At 65.3% G+C, this 18,391-nt stretch carries 19 protein-coding genes and 2 rRNA genes; 8 read left to right on the top strand and 13 right to left on the bottom strand.

Features of this window, described 5'->3' with window-relative positions:
- Positions 1–103: 103 nt before the first annotated feature.
- Positions 104–319, top strand: a complete 216-nt coding sequence (locus tag ABIB38_RS00105; RefSeq protein ID WP_109345944.1) for a hypothetical protein — start codon at positions 104–106, stop codon at positions 317–319.
- Between the two features lie 66 nt (positions 320–385).
- Here ABIB38_RS00105 and ABIB38_RS00100 read toward each other — a convergent pair whose 3' ends face one another.
- Together ABIB38_RS00100 and ABIB38_RS00095 are read right to left on the bottom strand one after the other, a co-directional pair.
- Positions 386–991 (bottom strand): Hpt domain-containing protein, encoded by a 606-nt coding sequence (locus tag ABIB38_RS00100; RefSeq protein WP_429200696.1) that lies wholly within the window; start codon positions 989–991, stop codon positions 386–388.
- Positions 988–1,965 (bottom strand): CAP domain-containing protein, encoded by a 978-nt coding sequence (locus ABIB38_RS00095; protein ID WP_429200695.1) that lies wholly within the window; start codon positions 1,963–1,965, stop codon positions 988–990. Before ABIB38_RS00095 ends, ABIB38_RS00100 begins: the two co-directional genes overlap by 4 nt.
- Before the next feature lie 142 nt (positions 1,966–2,107).
- Between ABIB38_RS00095 and pssA the strand changes: the two genes are divergently transcribed.
- A complete protein-coding gene (pssA, locus tag ABIB38_RS00090) occupies positions 2,108–2,887 on the top strand; it encodes a CDP-diacylglycerol--serine O-phosphatidyltransferase (protein WP_429200693.1) in 780 nt (259 codons plus the stop codon).
- Between the two features lie 7 nt (positions 2,888–2,894).
- Here the strand turns inward: pssA and ABIB38_RS00085 are convergent, their stop codons facing one another.
- The 11 genes from ABIB38_RS00085 to ABIB38_RS00035 form a co-directional block, all read right to left on the bottom strand.
- Positions 2,895–3,206 (bottom strand): metal-sensitive transcriptional regulator, encoded by a 312-nt coding sequence (locus ABIB38_RS00085; protein WP_429200691.1) that lies wholly within the window; start codon positions 3,204–3,206, stop codon positions 2,895–2,897.
- Between the two features lies 1 nt (position 3,207).
- Positions 3,208–4,149, bottom strand: coding sequence for an aldo/keto reductase (locus tag ABIB38_RS00080; protein ID WP_429200689.1), 942 nt, complete (start codon positions 4,147–4,149; stop codon positions 3,208–3,210).
- 143 nt (positions 4,150–4,292) lie between these two features.
- A complete protein-coding gene (locus tag ABIB38_RS00075; protein WP_429200687.1) occupies positions 4,293–5,438 on the bottom strand; it encodes a D-alanyl-D-alanine carboxypeptidase family protein in 1,146 nt (381 codons plus the stop codon).
- Positions 5,439–5,542: 104 nt separating this feature from the next.
- Positions 5,543–6,172 (bottom strand): alpha/beta hydrolase, encoded by a 630-nt coding sequence (locus ABIB38_RS00070; protein ID WP_429200686.1) that lies wholly within the window; start codon positions 6,170–6,172, stop codon positions 5,543–5,545.
- Between the two features lie 16 nt (positions 6,173–6,188).
- A complete protein-coding gene (locus ABIB38_RS00065) occupies positions 6,189–6,524 on the bottom strand; it encodes a (2Fe-2S) ferredoxin domain-containing protein (RefSeq protein WP_429200684.1) in 336 nt (111 codons plus the stop codon).
- 105 nt (positions 6,525–6,629) lie between these two features.
- Positions 6,630–7,775 carry a VanZ family protein gene (locus ABIB38_RS00060; protein WP_429200683.1) on the bottom strand — a complete coding sequence of 382 codons (1,146 nt, stop codon included), beginning with the start codon at positions 7,773–7,775 and terminating at the stop codon, positions 6,630–6,632.
- Complete coding sequence (locus ABIB38_RS00055) at positions 7,772–8,407, bottom strand: ABC-type transport auxiliary lipoprotein family protein (RefSeq protein ID WP_429200681.1); 636 nt, start codon at positions 8,405–8,407, stop codon at positions 7,772–7,774. The genes ABIB38_RS00060 and ABIB38_RS00055 overlap by 4 nt, the downstream gene beginning before the upstream one ends.
- A gap of 8 nt (positions 8,408–8,415) precedes the next feature.
- The gene (locus tag ABIB38_RS00050) at positions 8,416–9,363 is read right to left on the bottom strand and encodes an MlaD family protein (protein WP_429200679.1); all 948 of its coding nucleotides are present in this window, start codon (positions 9,361–9,363) and stop codon (positions 8,416–8,418) included.
- Positions 9,364–9,365: 2 nt separating this feature from the next.
- Positions 9,366–10,223, bottom strand: coding sequence for an ABC transporter ATP-binding protein (locus tag ABIB38_RS00045; protein ID WP_429200678.1), 858 nt, complete (start codon positions 10,221–10,223; stop codon positions 9,366–9,368).
- Complete coding sequence (locus ABIB38_RS00040) at positions 10,223–11,356, bottom strand: MlaE family ABC transporter permease (protein ID WP_429200676.1); 1,134 nt, start codon at positions 11,354–11,356, stop codon at positions 10,223–10,225. Before ABIB38_RS00040 ends, ABIB38_RS00045 begins: the two co-directional genes overlap by 1 nt.
- A gap of 63 nt (positions 11,357–11,419) precedes the next feature.
- Entirely contained in the window at positions 11,420–12,919 is a 1,500-nt protein-coding gene (locus ABIB38_RS00035; protein ID WP_429200674.1) for a DUF4080 domain-containing protein, read from the bottom strand.
- 141 nt (positions 12,920–13,060) lie between these two features.
- On the opposite strand from ABIB38_RS00035, the gene ABIB38_RS00030 reads away from it, so the two are divergent.
- The 6 genes from ABIB38_RS00030 to ABIB38_RS00005 all read left to right on the top strand — a co-directional run.
- Complete coding sequence (locus tag ABIB38_RS00030) at positions 13,061–13,375, top strand: YbjQ family protein (RefSeq protein WP_429200672.1); 315 nt, start codon at positions 13,061–13,063, stop codon at positions 13,373–13,375.
- Positions 13,375–13,842 carry a YbjQ family protein gene (locus ABIB38_RS00025; protein ID WP_429200670.1) on the top strand — a complete coding sequence of 156 codons (468 nt, stop codon included), beginning with the start codon at positions 13,375–13,377 and terminating at the stop codon, positions 13,840–13,842. The genes ABIB38_RS00030 and ABIB38_RS00025 overlap by 1 nt, the downstream gene beginning before the upstream one ends.
- The gene (locus ABIB38_RS00020; protein ID WP_429200668.1) at positions 13,839–14,651 is read left to right on the top strand and encodes a M48 family metallopeptidase; all 813 of its coding nucleotides are present in this window, start codon (positions 13,839–13,841) and stop codon (positions 14,649–14,651) included. Before ABIB38_RS00025 ends, ABIB38_RS00020 begins: the two co-directional genes overlap by 4 nt.
- A gap of 106 nt (positions 14,652–14,757) precedes the next feature.
- Positions 14,758–14,870, top strand: a 5S ribosomal RNA gene (gene rrf / locus ABIB38_RS00015).
- Positions 14,871–15,076: 206 nt separating this feature from the next.
- Positions 15,077–17,479 (top strand): penicillin acylase family protein, encoded by a 2,403-nt coding sequence (locus ABIB38_RS00010; protein WP_429200666.1) that lies wholly within the window; start codon positions 15,077–15,079, stop codon positions 17,477–17,479.
- Positions 17,480–17,938: 459 nt separating this feature from the next.
- Positions 17,939–18,391: ribosomal RNA gene (locus ABIB38_RS00005) — 16S ribosomal RNA — on the top strand; the annotation flags it as partial.

The following is an 18,391-nucleotide window of genomic DNA, read 5'->3' as shown; positions in this document are numbered from 1 at the left end:
ATGGGTTCGCCTGTCGCGGCCAGGCTTGCGCTTTCTCATGCGCACGGAGTTCCGCTGAAGTAATCTTTCTCTGACTAAAGGCTGCCGTATCAGGGGGTGGATCTTGGAAACGACACACGAGAGTCTTCCGGACAGTGGGCTACCCGCCGAGCCGCCGGTGGCCGTCTCCGTTGCCTCCACAGGCAGCATGCCGACCCGCGCCAGTCTTCCGGCCAAGGGTTCGTGCTGGTACTGCGAAAAGCCGCTCGACAGCGTGCGGCGCTTTTGCGGCAAATCCTGCGCCGATTCTTTCGACGAAGAAGCCGAGTTCACACGCTGACGGCGCGCGCCGCGCAGTGAAAGCCGCTCAGTGAAAGCCGCTCAGTGACGGCGGCGTATTGCGCCGTTAGCCCCGGTCGGCCTGCTCCAGCAGCGCCAGCGCGCCTTCGAAATCGAAGCGCCTGAGCGCCGCGTCGAACGCCGCCACCTTCTCGCACCCCATGTCCGCCAGCAGGTGCGGCCGCAGCTGCGCGGCCAGGTCCGGCGCGCGGCCGTCGCCGATGTCGAGCATGTCGCGCAGGCGCGCCAGGTCGTCCCGGGCGGCCGGCGAGCTTGCTGATGCCGGCGCCGGCATTTCCGGCGCGGCCAGCAGTGCGTCGACTTCGGCCAGCACCCGCGCCAGCTCCTGGTCCAGCGCCGCAACCAGTGCCGCAGCCAGCGCCGGCGGCGCCGCCCCGCCGGCCTTCATTGCCAGTTCGACCTCCAGCGCCAGTTGGCGCAGCCGGTTCGCCTCGATCATCCCGGCCGCGCCCTTGAGCGTGTGGGCGATGCGGTGCGCCAGCACGGCGTCGCCTGCATTCAGCGCCGCATGCAGGCGCGCCGCGAGGTCGCGGTAGTCGCCGGCGAACCGTCCCAGCACGCGCAGGAACAGCGCGCGGTCGTCCATCACCCGCTCGAGGCCAGCCGCGAAGTCGATCGCCGGCGCGCCGGGCGCCACTGCGGCGCCGCTCACCGCGTCGTGAACGACCAGGCGCGCGCAACCGCCGCGCCATTGACCGTACCGGTGAAATTGACCTCGTAGGTGGTGGCCGCGCGCAGCGGGAGCACGGGGATGATGGAGGCCGCCGTCGCCTGCCCCGGCGGATCGACGCGCAGCACCTGCAGGTCGGCGCCGCCGCGCGGGCGCACCGTGAAGCTGCCGACCGCCAGCGTTGAATCGAGATTGGTGTGCACGCTGATCGGATACCCTACCTCGTTGCGGTCGGGGACCGGATCCGGTTCCTCGGTATCGCTGAAGAAGTTGGGCGCGACCCCGGTCTGGCCATTGAAGGGCCAGCTGACGATCGTGCCGCGCGCGATGCCCGGGCCGTAGCCGTTGCGGCTGGCGAAAACGGCGGTGAAATAGTGATAGCCGCGGCTGGCGCTGGCGGCGCCGGTGCCGATCTCGCGGAACGTCGGCTCGAAGATCACGAAGCGGTGGTAGATCGCCGTGATCAGTTCTTCGGTCATGAAGAAGCCAGAGCCGTTGCTCGAGCCGGAAATGACTTCGCCATAGGCGAAACCGCGGGTCTGATCCAGCGTGTAGCCGGCCGCGTTCAGGCGGTCTGCCACGGTGGCGCCGGTGAAGCCCTGGCGGCCCGGCTCCTGGTCGTGGCTCAGGACGTCATTGATGCGCAGGTATTCGGCGTGCCCGAGGGCTGCGTTGCCGATCTGCGCGTTCTGGCTGACCGTCGGCATGCCGGCCTGGCCGCGCCGGTAATTCATCCAGTTGCGGCCATCGACGGCGATATTGCCGGTCAGGGCGGGGGAATCCGCGGCCGGCGCGGGCGCGGGCGGGGGCGCGGGCGCAGCGGGGCTTGGCGTGACCGCCATGCCGCCGCCAGGCTGGACCGCCGGACTGCTGCCGCCACCGTCGCCGCATGCACTCAGGGCCAGGGCAGCGCCCAGGATCGCGGCAATCGATTGCCAGCGTGGCATATGGCTCATCTTGCAACTCCCGTCAATACATAATCGTGGGGCATCATTCTAGGCCAAAAACGACCATCGTGACCGCCTCCGCCACCATCGCGCAACACCCTCGGAAGGCACCCTGTAGAATAAGCCAACATTCCCCTTGTCGAGTCGACCATTGAAGCTATCTAACCAGCAACGCCTCGCGCGCGCCAAGTTCGCCCTGCCCAGTTCCGTGACGCTGCTGTCGATCGCCTGCGGTTTCGCCAGCATCGTGATCTCGGTCGACAACGCGCGCGTCGGCGACCCGGACGACTTCCGCCTGGCCGCGATCCTGCTGGTGCTGGCCGGCGTGTTCGACGCGCTCGACGGTTTCGTGGCGCGCGCCACCAATACCCAGTCCAGCTTCGGCGTGCAGCTCGACTCGATCGCCGACGTGATGAACTTCGGCTGCGCGCCTGGTCTCCTGCTGTACTGCTACGGCTTCACCCAGCTGGGCGACATGCACCCGACGCTCGAGCGCATGGGGGGCCTGGCCTGCTTCGTGTTCGTCACCTGCGGCGCGCTGCGCCTGGCGCGCTTCAACATCAGCCATGGCCGCACCGATCCGCGCTACTTCGTCGGCATGCCGATCACGGCCGGCGCCGCCTGCGTCGCCTCGGTGGTGGTGGCCTGGCCCGATCCGGTCGTCGCGGTAGCGCCGGCCTTCCTGGTGTGCGCGCTGATGGTCTTCGTCGGCGCGCTGATGGTGTCGACCATCCGCTTCCCCAGCTCCAAGCACCCGAAAGGCAAGGTGATGCTGGCGCTGCTGGGCGTGTGCGCGGTGCTGCTGGCGCTGCTGCAGGAGCGCTTCTTCGTGCTGTTCTTCGTGCTCTACGTGTGCGCGACCCTGCTGCTCAACATCGGCTGGAAGCTGGGCTGGCGCGGCGTCGCGCCGCCCAAGGTGTTCGAAGACTAGGCGCCCGTCACGCGAACTTGTCGAGCATCGCCGCCAGGTGGGCGGCGCGGGCGCGGGCATCGTCCAGGTCTTCGGCGTCGCCGGTCTGGGTCAGGATCGATGAGGTCAGCAATTGCACGAAGGAGCGGTCGAGCGCCTTGCGCGCCGCCGCCATCTGCTGCGCGACGGCGTCGCAATCCGACGGCAAATCGGCCAGCGCGATCAGTTTCTGCACGCCGCGCAGCTGGCCCTCGATCCGGGCCAGCCGGTTCAGCAAATCCTTCTTTTGCTGCGCGCTGAGGGCCTTGCCCTCGACGATCCGGATCGGGCCCTCGACCATCTCAGGCCACCTCGTGTCCGCGTGCGGCGCGCAGGATGCGGAACCAGTCATCGCGCTCGAGCTCGAAGCTCGCGCCCAGCACCGCTTCGCGGACCGCCGCGATGCGTCCGCTGCCGGTGAGCGGGATCGGCCGGCAGGGCAGGCGCATGATCCACGCGAACACCACGCTGCAGAACGGCTTGTCCATGCGCTCGGCCACGTCCTGGATGGCCTGGCGCAGCGCGGCGCCGCGCTGGCCGTGCGCATCGCCCGCATCGCCCGCGTCGAAAAGGCGGCCGCCGCCCAGCGGCGACCAGATCATCGGCGCCACGCCCAGGTCTTGCAGGCCGTCGAAGGTCTCGTCGAACATCGGCGCGGTGTGCAGGGGCGAAAACTCGACCTGGTTGGTGGCCAGCGGTATGCGGCGGTTGAGCGACTCGAACTGATGGCGCGTGAAGTTCGACACGCCGAAGTGCAGCACCTTGCCGTCCTGCTTCAGGCGCGAGAAGGCCGCGGCGATCTCGTCGAATTCCATCAGCGGATCAGGACGGTGGATCAGCAGCAGGTCGAGGCGGTCGGTGCCCAGCTTGCGCAGCGACTCCTCGGCCGAGCGCATGATGTGGCTGGCGCTGGTGTCGTAGTGCTGGATGGTGTGGCCCGGGTGCTTGTCCGACAACAGCTTGATGCCGCACTTGCTCACCAGCTCCATGCGATCGCGCAGCGACGGTTGCGCGCGCAGGGCTTGGCCGAACAGCTCTTCGACGCCGTAGTTGCCGTAGATGTCGGCGTGGTCGAAGGTGGTCACGCCCAGCGCCAGGCACTGTTCGATGAACTCGACGCGCGCCGCGACCGGCATGTCCCATTCGCCCATGCGCCACATGCCGGCCACGATGCGCGACAGTTCGAGTCCGCCTTCGCGCGTCGGAATGCGGGGGAAGAGAAGTTCGGCAGGCGCTTGTGGCATCGGGTTCTTTCGTGATTTTTTCGTGCTGACTGGATAGCATGATTATAACGGCCGCAAGCCTGCCCCGCGTCAGCCGCCGCGCATGAAAAAAAACCCGTCCGGCGCGATGCGCGGACGGGCTTTCGACGGTCAAGCGCGCCGGCTTACTGCATCCACAGGCGCATCGAATCCCAGGCGCGCCCGAAAATGCTCGCTTCCTGCACTTCTTCCAGCGCCACCACCGGCAACACCAGCAGCGGCTTGCCGTCGACCGTCATCTTGAGGGTGCCGACCTGGCCGTTGCGTGCCAGCGGCGCGACCAGCGGGTCGCGGCGTTCCAGCACCGGCTTGAGCTTGCCGGCCACGCCTTTCGGCACGGTGACCAGGATGTCGCGCGTGAAGCCGATCTTGACGGTCGATTGCGCGCCCTTCCAGATCGATGGCGTCTGGATCGCCTGGCCCTTCGAGTACAGCTTGACGGTGTCGAAGTTCTGGAAGCCCCAGTTCAGGAGCTTCTGGCTTTCCTGGGTGCGCACGTCGGTCGAGCTGGTGCCCAGCACCACCGAGATCAGGCGGCGTTCGCCGGTGCTGCCGTTCGGACGGCGCGCCGAGGCGATCATGCTGTAGCCCGAGGAATTGGTGTGGCCGGTCTTCATGCCGTCCACGGTCGGGTCCAGCCACAGCAGGCGGTTGCGGTTCTGCTGGGTGATCTTGTTATAGGTGAACTGCTTGATCGAGTCGATCTTGTAGAACTCGGGGAAGTCGCGGATCACGTGGGCCGCCATCTGCGCCAGGTCGGCCGCGGTCGAGTAGTTGTTCGCGTCCGGCAGGCCGTGCGGGTTGGCGAAGCGGGTGGACTTCAGGCCCAGGCGCTGCGCTTCGCGGTTCATCAGGGTGACGAAGGTGGCTTCGTCGCCGGCCACCGCTTCGGCGATGGCGACCGCGGCGTCGTTGCCCGACTGGATCATCAGGCCATGCAGCAGGTCGCTGATCGACACTGGCACGCGCGGATCGATGAACATCTTCGAGCTGCTGCTGTCGACTTTCCAGGCGCGCTCCGACACGTTCACCATCTGGTCCATGGTGATGCGTTTGTCGCGGATCGCGGCAAAGGCGACGTAGGCCGTCATGACCTTGGTCAGCGACGCCGGTTCGATGCGCATGTTCTGTTCTTGCGAGGCGATGACCTGGCCGCTCGTCGCGTCGAGCAGCAACCACGATTTGGCGGCGATGGCGGGCGCGGGTACGGTTTGCGCACTGGCCGAGACCATCACCAGGCTGGCGGCGAAGGCCGCTAACAGTTTTTTCATGGGAAGTATTTCGTCATTAAGTAAGGCTGTGGTGGAGCGCAAGGCAATGCCCCGAAAGGAGCATTGCCTCAAGAGAAGGGAATGATTATAGGGGGTTGTTGCGGCTAAATGTCACGTCGCCACAGTTGAATCACGAGATTTTTAATGTGGCCGAGCTTGCGATGGAAGAAATGGTCGGCGCCCGTAACGACGGTCACGGGCAGGTCGAGCGGCCGCGCCCAGTCGAAAACTTCCTTCAGGGTAATTGTATCGTCCAGTTCGCCATGGATCAGGATGGTGTCTTGCGGCACTTCTGGCATCGGCCATTTGCCGGCCGCCGTGCCGACCAGCACCAGGCGCTCGGCCGGCCGGCCTTCGGCCGCCAGGCGCAGCGCAAACTGGGCCTGGACGAAGGTGCCGAACGAGAAACCGGTCAGCGTGATCGGCAGGTCAGGGTATTGTTCGCGCATGTGGGCATACATGACGGCCATGTCGTCGACCTCGCCCCGGCCCTCGTCGTGCACGCCTTCGGATTCGCCCACACCGCGGAAATTGAAACGCGCCGCCGCATAGCCGAGCGTGACGAAGGTGCGCGCCAGGGTCTGGGCGACCTTGTTCTCCATGGTGCCGCCATACAGCGGATGCGGATGCGCCACCAGGGCGACGCCGCGCGGCGCGCCTTCCGGCAGGTCGAGCAGGCATTGCATCTTGCCGGCGTGTCCGTCGAGGGTGAACTTGTGCGAATGGATGTTCATAGAGCGTCTTGTCGGATCAGATCTTGAGGCGGTCGACGACCTTGCCGCCAACCAGGTGGGTATCGATGATGTCGTCGATGTCGTCGTTGTCGACGTAGGTGTACCAGGTGCCCTCCGGGTAGACCACGAGCACCGGGCCTTCCTCGCAGCGGTCGAGGCAGCCGGCCTGGTTGATGCGCACCTTGCCCGGGCCGCTCAGTTCCAGTTCCTTGATGCGTTTCTTGGCATGCTTTTGCGCCTTCTCGGCGCCGCACTTGCCGCAGCTCGGGCGCGCATCCTTGCCGTCGCGGACATTCATGCAGAAAAATACATGGTGCTTGTAAAACTGCTCGTCATTCACGTGGTCGTTCATGTCGTTCTCATTGGAAAGAGTGGCATGGCGTCGCGCCAAAGCGTCATGATACGCGCTATCGCGCCTATCCCGACAGGTGGGAGGCCCCACCTGCCGGGACAGGCTCTATTGCCGATTGAGTTTATGCGAGGGCAGCAGCAAGAACCACAATGCAACAAAGGGCCAGGCCAGTGACAGGAACTGGGCCGCGCCATTGAAGTTGAGGAATTTGCCCTGCACCCAGCCCTGCAGGGTGGACGAAAAATACGGGTTGACCGGGATCGTATTGACCACCACCAGCGCCAGGATCAGGGTCACGACCGCCAGCCGGCGCTGCGCCACCTGGGGCGCGAACGCCAGGCCGGACAGCATGATCAGGCCGATCAAGAAGCCGCCTTCGGCGCCCGGCGTCACCCACACCAGGGCGTTATCGGGCCGGAACAGCAGGGAGCTGGCGAACGCCTTCACCACGAGTGCGCCGGCCAGCAGGGCCAGCATGAGCCAGAAGCGCGGGGCGCCGCGGCGCACCAGGCACATCAGGGTGAGGGCGGCGCCGGTCATGCCGCAGGCGGTGATGATGGTCTCGGACAGCCAGTACTGTTCGACGCTCATGATGTCGTCGCCGGGGCGCAGCATGGCCACCAGGTCGATCTCGGTGCCGAACCAGGACGACAGCCAGCCGGACAGGATCGGCAGCACCTGGCCGTGGCCGAACAGGTAGCTCTGCGGGTAGATCTGGGCCAGCGGCCACATGGCCACCAGCACCAAGCCCTGGCTGGCGTGCGGCGCGAACCAGCGCTGGCGCAATTTGAACAGGCGGCTGCGGTCGAGCAGGCCCGGGGCCCACAGCGCGCCGAGGATGGCGCCCAGGAAGCAGCCGCCGGCATTGGTGACGAAGTCGAGGTTCGACGGCACGCGGCTGGGCAGGTAAGTCTGTACGGCTTCCATCGTGCCGGTGGTGAGGAGCCCCGCGAGCGTGGCCAGCAGCACCGCCCATACGCCGCGCACGCGCGGATACATCGCCAGCACCAGCAGCATGCCGAACGGGATGTAGCCGACGATGTTGACGCCGGCGTCGAAGCCGGTCCAGTAGCGCTGCTTGACCAGGTTCAGGAAGGCCAGCGGCGAGATGCCGCTGTCGCGCCAGCCGGTGAACGGGAACCAGCTGGCGTAGACGATCAGCAGCAAATAGGCCAGCAGCGCGGCGCGCACGATCGGCGAGCCGCGCGAGCGGCCGGCGGCGACGTCGGCAGGGACTTCCGCCTTGGTCATTTGCCTTGCAGGCCGAGGGCGGCCAGCCAGGCGCCGATGTCGGCCGCCAGCTGGTCGGTGCTGGCCGCCAGCGCCGCCGCGCCGCCGGCCGCGTCCTGGCTTGCCGCCGGCGTGCTGCGCTCGAAGCTGCGCTGGTCGACCAGGCGGTGCTCGAGAAACACCGAGGCGCGCAGCATGATCCGGCCTTCGCTCCGGTCCGCGCTCGGGAACGCATGCACGAAGTCGTCGATCTCGATGCGCAGGACCGGTATGCCGTTGGCGGCGTCGGTGGCCGACAGCACCTTCATGTGCGCCTGCGACAGCCGGGTCTTGAGGCGGGTGGTGACCAGGGCGACCGGCGTGGCGCTCCAGCGGCTGCTGGCGTAGGTGCGCGCCTGCTGGGCGTCGGCGTAGTTCAGGCGGTAGAACATGCGCTCGGTGTCCAGGCCACTGGGACCGGTGACATCCATCACCACGATCGCAAGGGGCGCGGCGGGCGGCGTGGCCGGGGCGGTTGGCCCCAGCGACGGCGCGCCGAAGTCGTAGATGGTGTTCTGCGCGCGTTCCTGGCCGGCGCAACCGGCCAGCAGCACGGAACACGCAACTGCGGCAACGGCGGCGGCGCCAGGAAAGCGGAAGGATTGACGGTTCACGGTGGTCCTCATTTGGTCGGGGGCACGAAGCCCGGCTCGCCGGGGCCGGGCGCGTCGCCGGGGGTGCCGAACAGGATGCTCTGCGGGCGGTCGGAGAACGAGTTGGCGGTGCGCCGCACCGCGCGCAGCGAAGAGCGCGCCTCGTCGGTCATCCGCACCACGTGCGGCAGGGTTTCCAGCTCCAGTTCGCTGGTGGCGGCGCCGAGCGCGCCGATGGTGGTGTTCAGGCGCTCGATCGGGCCGTCCGGCGCCTGCAGGCGGGTCGCCAGCTGGTCGTAGTTGCGGGTCATCGAGGTGGCGCTGGTGGCCAGGGTGTCGACCGAATCCATGCTGCGGTTGACCTTGCCAATCAGGGCGGGCAGCTGGTCGATCACCGGATCGAGGCGCTCGGGAATGGCGGCGTAGGCGTCGGCCGCGCGGTCGACGCTCTCGAAGGCGCCGACCATCTTGGCGCGGTTGTCTTCGCTGAGCAGCTCGTCGAGGCTGGCGGTCACTTTCTCTGCCTTCCCGAGGATCGCCAGGCCGCGCACTTCGAGCTGGTCGAGCAGGCCCGGACGCAGCGGGATGCGGGCAATACGATCATCCCCCGTTTGCAGGCGCGGCGAGCCGGTGCGGTCGTCGTTGAGCTGGATGAAGGCGATGCCCGTGACGCCCTGGTAGCCGAGCGTCGCATACGTGGTGCTGGTGATCGGGGAGGCGGCGTCCACCGAGAGCCTGATGAGGATCTGGCCGGTGACGCGCGGGTCGAACACGATCGCGTCGACGCGGCCCACTTCGAGGCCGCGGTAGCGCACCGTGGCTTGCGGGTTGAGGCCGGGGATCGACTGGGTGGTGACGATCTCGTAGGGCACCAGCTCGGTCTTGTCGCGGCTGAACCAGAGGCCGACCAGGATGGTCGCCACCAGCAGCGCGATCGTGAAGATGCCGGTCATCAGGGCATGCGACCTGTTTTCCATAACTATCGATTCTCCGATTCATGCTGGGCATGGCGCTCGTCGAGCACTTCCAGCGCCCGCCGGCCGCGCGGGCCCAGGAAAAAGTGTTTGATGAAGGGATGGTCGACCTGCAGCACGTCGCACGACGGTCCCACCGCCAGCACGTGCTTCTCGGCCAGCACCGCGATGCGCGAGGATAGCGCGAACAGCGTATCCAGGTCGTGCGTGACCATCACCACCGTGAGCTTCAGTTCGCGGTGCAGGGTCTGGATCAGGGTGACGAAGGCGTCCGACAGGTCGGGGTCGAGGCCGGCGGTGGGCTCGTCCAGGAACAGCAGCTGCGGCTCGAGGGCCAGCGCGCGCGCCAGCGCGGCGCGCTTGACCATCCCGCCCGACAGGTCGGCCGGCATCTTGTTGGCGTGCTCGGGGCCCAGGCCCACCATATCCATCTTGAGCAGCACGGCGTCGCGGATCACGTCCTCGGGCAGGGCGCGCAGCTCGCGCATCGGCAGGGCGATGTTGTCGAACACGCTCAGCGCCGAGTACAGCGCCCCCTGCTGGAACAGCATGCCCCAGTGGTTGCGCATGCGCTGCAGCTGTTCGGGCGAGGCCGCGCTGATGTCCTCGCCGAACACGTGCACGCTGCCCTGCGCTGGCCGCTCGAGGCCCAGCATCTGGCGCAGCAGCACGGTCTTGCCGGTGCCCGAGCCGCCGACGATGGTGAGGATTTCGCCGCTGTAGATCTCGAGGTTCAGGTCCTGGTGCACCACCGTGCGCCCGAAACGGGTCCACAGGTTGCGGATCTGGACCACCGGCGCACCGACTTCCTCGTCGGGGCGCAGGTTCAGCTCCTGGCGGCGTTGTTTGCTGGTTTCCGGCATCAGAAGCCCGTCCCGCTGAAGATGATGGCGTACACCGCGTCGGCCAGGATCACCACCGTGATCGCGGTGACCACCGAGGTGGTGGTGCCGCGGCCCAGGCTCTCGGTGTTGGGCTTGATGCGTAGGCCAAAGTGGCACGAGATCAGGGCGATCAGCACCCCAAAAGTAGCGCCCTTGAGCAGGCCAATCGTGTAGTTCACGATCGGCACCGCGTCCGGCAGCTTTTGCAGGAAGTAGCGGAACGACATGCCCATCTCGATCTTGGCCGAGACCATGCCGCCCAACAGGGCCATGGCGTCGGTCCAGACCACCAGCAGCGGCATCGAGATCGCCAGCGCGACCACTTTCGGCATGATCAGGCGGTAGCCATGCGAGATGCCCATCACCAGCATGGCGTCGAGTTCTTCGGTCACCCGCATCACGCCCAGCTGGGCGGTGATCGAGGAGCCGGAACGGCCGGCGACCAGGATCGCCGCCAGCAGCGGGCCCAGTTCGCGGATCACCGCCATGCCGAGGATGTTGACGAGATATGCGTCGCCGCCGAACATGCGCAGCTGCTGCGACGACAGGTAGGACAGCACGATCCCGATCAGGAAGCCGACCAGGGCCGTGATGCCCAGCGCCTGGAAGCCGGAATGATAGATATTGGCCGAGATTTCGCGCCACGGCCCGGTCTGGGGACGGCGCAGGAAGCGGCCCAGGTCCTGGACCACGATCCCGATCAGGCCGATGAAGCTGCGCAGGTGTTCGAAGAAGTTCAGGATGCCGGCGCCCAGAATGATCACCCAATGGAAAGGGCTCGTCCGGTGGCGCGGCAGCTTGATGGCGCTGGCCTGCTCGATGCGGCGGAACAGGTCTTCCTGGCGCGGGTCGAGCTTGAGGCGCTTGGGACGCTGTTTGTTCCAGGTATTCCAGAACAGCTGGGCGCCGATGTGGTCGAGGCTTTCGATGCCGGACAGGTCCCATTCGCAGGCGCCCTTGTCCTTCAGGCTGGCCAGCTGGCGCGTGATGCCCTTGAGGACGCCGCGCTGCGACAGGCCGTGGACTTGCCAGACCCCCTCGGCAATGACGGATTGGCCGGCTCCCTGGCCGGACTGTTGAATGGTTAATGTTGGCGCATTTTCAATCCGCATTGCGCCAGTGTAAAAGAGAATCATATGTGTTGCCAGCCGCGATCCTCTTGCGTGCTTGCCCCGTCAGGCGGCCAGATGGCGCACCTGGCGCGCCGGGGCGACCGCTTTCGGCGCATCCGCCGGCGTCACCAGGCGGGTCGGGGCGTCGACCTTGCCGGCATAGTCGCTGGCCAGCAGCGCCGCCGCCTCGTCGGCGGCCATGCCGCGCACCTGCAGCCACCGGGCCACCAGCTTGGCCAGCCGGTCCAGCGCGATGCGGTGGGTGGCGTCGGTGTGCGCATAGATCCAGTCCGAAAAGGCCATGAAGTTGTCGAACGGCGTCTCGCCCAGCAGCACCGGGATGGTGTTGGCGAAGCGGCCCGAATTGGCCACCAGGTCCCAGTAGCGGGCAAAGCGCACCAGGCGCTGCATGGTGGCGAAGTCGATCCTGTTCGTCGCCAGCACCGTATAAGGCGGGTAGGGATCGTAGACCATGCCGAATTCCTGGGTATGGCGGATGATCGGCGTGCCGCGCAGGCGCTTGAGGATGCCGAACTGGATCTCTTCGGCGCCCAGGCTCACCAGGTGGTCGAAGCCGCGCGCGAAGCTGGCCACGTCTTCGCCCGGCAGGCCGGCGATCAGGTCCACGTGCAGGTGGGCGGTGGAGTGCCGGGTCAGCCAGCGGATGTTCTCGGCCGCTTTTTCATTGTTCTGGCGGCGGCTGACCAGGCCTTGCACTTCGGGGTTGAAGCTCTGGATGCCGATCTCGAACTGCAGCGCTCCGGCCGGGAATCTGGCGATCGTTTCCTTGAGCGCTTCCGGCAGGTGGTCCGGCACCAGCTCGAAGTGGGCATATACCGGGTCGCCTGGCGCGGCGGCGATCTTGTCGAGGAAGAACTGCATGATGCGCAGGCTGGTCTTGACGTTCAGGTTGAAGGTGCGGTCGACGAACTTGAACAGGCGCGCGCCCCGGGAGTACAACAGCTCGAGCTCGGCCAGGAAGGTATCCAGGGGGAAGGGCCATGCCGTCTTGTCCAGCGAGGACAGGCAGAATTCGCACTTGAACGGGCAGCCGCGCGAGGCTTCCACGTACAGGGTGCGGTGGGCGATGTCTTCTTCGCCATATAAAGAGTAGGGCAGGGCGATGTCCCCCATCGGCGGCTGCACGCCCGCATGCACCTTCATGATCGGCTTGGGACCGTCCAGGATCTCGCGGCACAGCTTGGGGAAGGTGACGTCGCCCCAGCCGGTGACGACGTAGTCGGCCAGCTTGACGATCTCTTGCTCGCCCGTCTCGTGCGAGACTTCCGGGCCGCCCAGGATGATGGTGAGCTGCGGCGCCACGCGCTTGAGCAGGGCCACCAGGCGGGTGGTCTCTTCCACGTTCCAGATATAGACGCCGAAGCCGACGATGCGCGGCGCGTGCGCCAGGATGCGCTCGACCAGGTCGGTGGTCTTGGCGCCGATGACGAATTCCTGGATCGTGGTCTGCTCTTGCAGCGGACCCATGTTGGCCGCCAGGTAGCGCAGGCCGAGCGAGGCGTGCGTATAGCGGGCATTGAGCGTTGAGAGCAGGATCGTCATGGTGGGGAAGCGAAGGATGGCTGGCGCGAAGGCGGTATTTTACTGTGCTTGAAGCGCCATTCGCGCCGACTATGCAGTGCGAATTGCTTGTGGTAAAGATTACTGTCTACAATCGACCACTCTTTTTTATCCAGGGCCATCATGCTTCTCACGAATATCGAAACCATTCCCAGCAAGAACATCACGGTCTGCCACGGCATCGTCTCCGGCAGTTCGGTGCGCTCCAAGCACGTCGGACGGGACATCATGGCGGGCCTGAAGAACATGGTCGGCGGCGAGCTGCGCGGCTATACCGAGTTGCTGGAAGAATCGCGCACCCAGGCCACCGAGCGCATGAAGGCGCAGGCGGCGCAGATGGGCGCGAATGCGATCGTCAACGTGCGCTTCTCGACCTCGTCGGTGGCCGCTGGCGCCGCCGAGATCTATGTTTATGGCACCGCGGTGACGGTCGAATAATGGAAATCCTCTTTCTGATCGCCTTCTGGACGATCCCCGTGGTGCTGGGCTATGTGTTTGGGAGGATGGCCGAGCGCCGGCATTACCGCTCGATCATCGAGCGCGAAAAAGCGTTCGTGCACCTGCCCGCTACATCGCTGCGCACGGTACTGGGCGCCGGACCGGTGGCGCGCAGCGAGCTGGTGACGGGCAGCGTGGTCATCTCGGTCGACCATTTCAAGAAGGCGGCTTCGGCCCTGCGCTCGATCGTGGGCGGCTCGGTCAAGTCGTATGAATCCCTGCTCGACCGCGCCAAGCGCGAAGCGCTGCTGCGCCTGAAGGAAAGCTGTCCCGGCGCTCATGAGATCGTTAACGTGCGCCTGGAAACCATGCCGCTGGCCGGCAGTCAGCCGCGCCAGGTGACCGGGGTCGAGGTACTGGCCTACGGCACCGCCATCTATTATGTGGAGCGGTCCGCACCGGCATGAAATACCAGGCGTCGCTGCCCGAGCACAACGACAATATCTCGCACGAACATCCACTGAAGGATTTCGTGCTGATCCTGGCCGGGCTGTCGGCGGCGATTTTCGCGGCCTACCTGGCGCTGGGATGGCTGGTGGACGTGGTCGTCGAGCGCATGGACCCTGGGACCGAGGCCAGGCTCACGCGGCTGGTGGCGTGGACGCCGCCGCCCGCCGAAGCCGCGCTGCGCAAACATGAGGCGTGGGCGCAGGCCCTGGTCGATGGCATGAAGACATGCGCCGGGGTGAGCGAGCCGGTGACGGTGCGGATCACCCGATCGACGTCGCCGAATGCGATGGTCGCGCCTGGCGGGCTGATCGTCGTGCATTCGGCGCTGTTCGACAGCGTGCGTTCCGAGAACGGCATGGCGTTCGTGCTGGCCCACGAACTGTCCCATCTCGCGCATCGCGATCACTTGCGCGCGCTCGGGCGGCGATTGGTGCTGGTGGCGGCCGCCACCTTGCTGACCGGGGATGGATCGGGAGCGGCCAGTGTGCTGTTGCCGGCCCAAACCCTGGGAGAATCGCGCTATTCGCGCGGGCGCGAAGCGGCGGCGGACGGCAAGGCGCTGGACATCCTGCAGTGCCGTTACGGACACGCCGGCGGCGCCACCGAATTCTTTGAAAGCCTGCGGCGCGCGGAGGGCGATACGCCGGCGTTCACGCACTACCTGGCGTCGCATCCATCGATGGATGCACGCATCGCGGCATTACGGGCGGCGATTCGCCAGGCGCGGATGCAATCCGGCGCAGTACGTCCCTTGCCGCGGTTTTGACCGCGGCGTGATAACGCTGGTGCTCCGAGGATTTGCCTGATAGAATGCTCGCCGGAATTCAGGAAGTCTGTTGCCCAGTAGAGGAACAGTTTTCCAGCAAGTTATGCCTGATGACCATAGCAAGTCGGTACCACCCCTTCCCATCCCGAACAGGACCGTGAAACGACATTGCGACGATGATAGTGCTGCAACCAGTGTGAAAGTAGTTTATCGTCAGGCTATTCAATAGAGAGAAAGCCCACCAGATGTCTGGTGGGCTTTTTTGCTTTCTGGCGGTCCGACACGACGGCGTTGCGTCAATCATCTATTTTGAGGATTTACGCGTAAGTAATGGTATGCGGGCATTAATTCAGGGTTAAAGTTGTTGCACCTTTTGCCCTTCGTTCCGCCATCACCATGCGGCCATTGCCGCAGAAAGCGCCTCCATGAAGCCTCCTGTCCCTGCGATCCGGTTTCTTGTCTGCGCGCTGCTTGCGCTGGCGCTAGGCGCTTGCAGCGGCGGCGACGATCCGGCGCCGCCCCCGCCGCCTTCCGAGCCGGTCGCCCGTGTCCAGGTTTCGCTCGCACGCACCACGCATGGCGTGCCGCACGTGCGCGCCGATAATTTTCATAGCCTCGGTTATGGGCTGGCGTATGCCTATGCCCAGGACAACGTCTGCATGTTTGCCGATTCCCTGTTGACCGTGCGTGGCGAGCGCTCGCTGTTCTTCGGCGCCGATGCGCGTCCGCGCCAGCGCACGGGCGACGACTATGGCGGCGGCAGCGGTTTCATGGACTTGAACAATGAAGAAAGCGACTTTTTCTTCAAGGGCTACCTCGATATCGGGCAGTTGCGCGCCGGCTATGCCGCGGGGCCCCGCGAGCCGCGCGATCTGCTCGAAGGCTTTGTCGACGGCTATAACCGCTACCTGAAGGATGCCGGCGGCAAGCTGCCGGCCGCCTGCGCCGACGCCAAGTGGGTGCGGCCGATGACGCTCGACGATATGGTTCTGGTGGTGGCGGAAAAGGCGTTGCACGCGTCGGGCCAGGCCTTTGCCAGGGATTTTGTCGCAGCCGGGAGGGTTCCCGGCGCGAGCGTGCGCCTGGCCAGGAGGGCGCCGCGCAAGATCGACGCCTCGACGCTGGTGGCGCAGCTGGACCAGCTCAACCGACAAGGGTTTGGAAGCAATGCCCTGGCGGTGGGCAAGGACTTGTCCGCCAATGGGCGGGGGCTGTTGCTGGGTAATCCGCACTATCCCTGGACCACGACCGACCGCTTCTACCAGGCCCACCTGACCGTGCCGGGGCGCTATGACGCGATGGGCGTGATCATCGGCGGCGTCCCGGCCGTCGTGATCGGCTTCAACCGCGACGTGGCATGGAGCCATACGGTGACGTTCGCCTATCACTTCACCACCTTCCGGCTGACGCTGGATCCGGCCGACGCCAGCGGCACCACCTATGTCTATGACGGCGAGCGGCGCAGGATGACCGCGAAGACGGTCCACGTCGATGCGCTGCTGCCGGACGGGCTGGTTGGCCGGCGCAGCAAGACCTTCTATTTCAGCCACCAGGGCGCCGTCATCAGCCGGCCGGCGGCGGGCATGACGTGGACGGCGGAGGCGGCCTATGTGCTGGCCGACCCGAACCGCAGCAATACGCGCATGCTCGCGCAATGGCTGGGCATCGGTAGCGCCAGCAACGTGCGTGCGCTCAAGGACTCGCTGGACAAGGTGGTGGGCCTGCCGTGGGTAAATACGGTTGCGGCCGACCGCGACGGCAACACGCTGTATGCGGACGCCAGCGTCGTGCCGCACATGAACGCCGACAAATTCGCCAATGGCTGTCTGTTGCTGCAGGCGGCGCTGCTGTTCGACGGTTCACGCAGCAGCTGCGGCTGGGGCCAGGATGCGGGGGCGCCACCCGGCATTTATTCTCCAGCCAATGCCCCGTGGATGATGCGCACCGACTATGTCGGCAATTCGAACGACAGTTATTGGCTGACCAACCCGAAGGCCTTGCTGACCGGGCCGGCGCCGCTGGGCTATTCGCCGCTGTATGGGCGGACCAATGTCGAGCAAAGCCTGCGCACGCGGATCGGTTTCCGCCAGGTCGAGGATATGCTGGCCCGGCGCAGTAAACTGAGCCTGGGCGATATGCAGGCACTGGCGTTCTCGAACCGCGTGTATGCGGCCGAGCTCGTGTTGCCGGAACTGCTGCCGGCCTGTGCGGCGGCGAACGATGCGCTGCTGAGGCGGGCCTGCACGGCGCTGCAGGGCTGGGATCGCCGCGCCGATCTAGATAGCCGTGGGGCGGTGCTGTTCCGCGAATTCTGGCGCGCGGCGGCGGCGATTCCGGATAAATGGGCGGTGCCCTTCGATCCGGCCGACCCGGTGAATACGCCGTCCGGGGTGGCGTCAAAGGCCATGCCGGCGTTGCTGGCAGCGCTGAAAGGCGCGGCGGACAAGCTGCAGTCGCTCGACGTGCCGTTCGACGGCCGGCTGGGCGACTACCAGGTCGAGCCGCGTAACGGCGTGCGCATTCCCCTGCATGGCGGCAACGGTAATCAGGAAGGAAGCTATGGTTCGCTGACCATGCGCAGTGGATTGACGGCGCAGGGCTATGTTGGCGCGCACTGGGGCCAGAGTTATATCCAGACCGTCACGTTCGACGAGCAAGGGCCGGTGGCCCAGGCCATGCTGACCTATGGCCAGTCGACCGACCCCAGGTCGCCCTGGTATGCCGACCAGACCATGATGTATTCGCGCAAGGAGTGGCCGAGCCTTCCCTTTACACAAGAGCGTATCGGGGCCGATCCGAACTATACGACGCTCACGCTGCGGGAATAGCGATCGCTTCGCGCTGCGCCAGCACGTCCTGCGGCAGGCTGAGCTTGGCTGCCGCCAGGTGGTCGAAGACTGGTTGAGGCTATATATCGTGCGCCGGCTGATAAAGGCCTTCGTCGACATCCTCCGTAACGACGCGGTTTCGTCACAAAACTGAAAAATTAGGTGTTGACGAAGCTCAGCAGGACGAGCATAATCTCATTCCTCTGCTGCTGACGAACAAAACGATTCGAAGCAAACGGCAGGGGTGCAGTACCGAATAAAGTTCTTTAAAAATTAACAGTCGATAAGTGTGGGCGTTTGATGAAGGTGCCAAGAACTTCGGTTCTTGCATACTTAAAATATCAAATGTTCGCACAAAGTATTAAACGTTGCTTCAGCAATGAAGTGACGGTCAGTATTTTGAGTGAGCGACTCGGCTAGCAATAGCCGATGACTCGAAAGAGTCAACAAACAGAGATTGAACTGAAGAGTTTGATCCTGGCTCAGATTGAACGCTGGCGGCATGCTTTACACATGCAAGTCGAACGGTAACAGGGAGCTTGCTCCGCTGACGAGTGGCGAACGGGTGAGTAATATATCGGAACGTACCCAAGAGTGGGGGATAACGTAGCGAAAGTTACGCTAATACCGCATACGATCTATGGATGAAAGCAGGGGACCTTCGGGCCTTGTGCTCCTGGAGCGGCCGATATCTGATTAGCTAGTTGGTGAGGTAAAGGCTCACCAAGGCGACGATCAGTAGCTGGTCTGAGAGGACGACCAGCCACACTGGAACTGAGACACGGTCCAGACTCCTACGGGAGGCAGCAGTGGGGAATTTTGGACAATGGGCGCAAGCCTGATCCAGCAATGCCGCGTGAGTGAAGAAGGCCTTCGGGTTGTAAAGCTCTTTTGTCAGGGAAGAAACGGTGG

Origin of the sequence: Massilia sp. UYP11, assembly GCF_050434805.1 — a bacterium.
GTDB lineage: Bacteria > Pseudomonadota > Gammaproteobacteria > Burkholderiales > Burkholderiaceae_D > Telluria.
This window is presented reverse-complemented; position numbering and strand designations above follow the sequence as displayed.

Bases quoted from the DNA above. Each gene is read 5' to 3' on its own strand.
- ABIB38_RS00095 (WP_429200695.1), bottom strand. From the start codon at position 1,965: ATGAGCCATATGCCACGCTGGCAATCGATTGCCGCGATCCTGGGCGCT.
- ABIB38_RS00085 (WP_429200691.1), bottom strand. From the start codon at position 3,206: ATGGTCGAGGGCCCGATCCGGATCGTCGAGGGCAAGGCCCTCAGCGCG.
- ABIB38_RS00080 (WP_429200689.1), bottom strand. From the start codon at position 4,149: ATGCCACAAGCGCCTGCCGAACTTCTCTTCCCCCGCATTCCGACGCGC.
- ABIB38_RS00075 (WP_429200687.1), bottom strand. From the start codon at position 5,438: ATGAAAAAACTGTTAGCGGCCTTCGCCGCCAGCCTGGTGATGGTCTCG.
- ABIB38_RS00070 (WP_429200686.1), bottom strand. From the start codon at position 6,172: ATGAACATCCATTCGCACAAGTTCACCCTCGACGGACACGCCGGCAAG.
- ABIB38_RS00065 (WP_429200684.1), bottom strand. From the start codon at position 6,524: ATGAACGACCACGTGAATGACGAGCAGTTTTACAAGCACCATGTATTT.
- ABIB38_RS00060 (WP_429200683.1), bottom strand. From the start codon at position 7,775: ATGACCAAGGCGGAAGTCCCTGCCGACGTCGCCGCCGGCCGCTCGCGC.
- ABIB38_RS00050 (WP_429200679.1), bottom strand. From the start codon at position 9,363: ATGGAAAACAGGTCGCATGCCCTGATGACCGGCATCTTCACGATCGCG.
- ABIB38_RS00045 (WP_429200678.1), bottom strand. From the start codon at position 10,223: ATGCCGGAAACCAGCAAACAACGCCGCCAGGAGCTGAACCTGCGCCCC.
- ABIB38_RS00040 (WP_429200676.1), bottom strand. From the start codon at position 11,356: ATGCGGATTGAAAATGCGCCAACATTAACCATTCAACAGTCCGGCCAG.
- ABIB38_RS00035 (WP_429200674.1), bottom strand. From the start codon at position 12,919: ATGACGATCCTGCTCTCAACGCTCAATGCCCGCTATACGCACGCCTCG.
- ABIB38_RS00030 (WP_429200672.1), top strand. From the start codon at position 13,061: ATGCTTCTCACGAATATCGAAACCATTCCCAGCAAGAACATCACGGTC.
- ABIB38_RS00025 (WP_429200670.1), top strand. From the start codon at position 13,375: ATGGAAATCCTCTTTCTGATCGCCTTCTGGACGATCCCCGTGGTGCTG.
- ABIB38_RS00020 (WP_429200668.1), top strand. From the start codon at position 13,839: ATGAAATACCAGGCGTCGCTGCCCGAGCACAACGACAATATCTCGCAC.
- ABIB38_RS00010 (WP_429200666.1), top strand. From the start codon at position 15,077: ATGAAGCCTCCTGTCCCTGCGATCCGGTTTCTTGTCTGCGCGCTGCTT.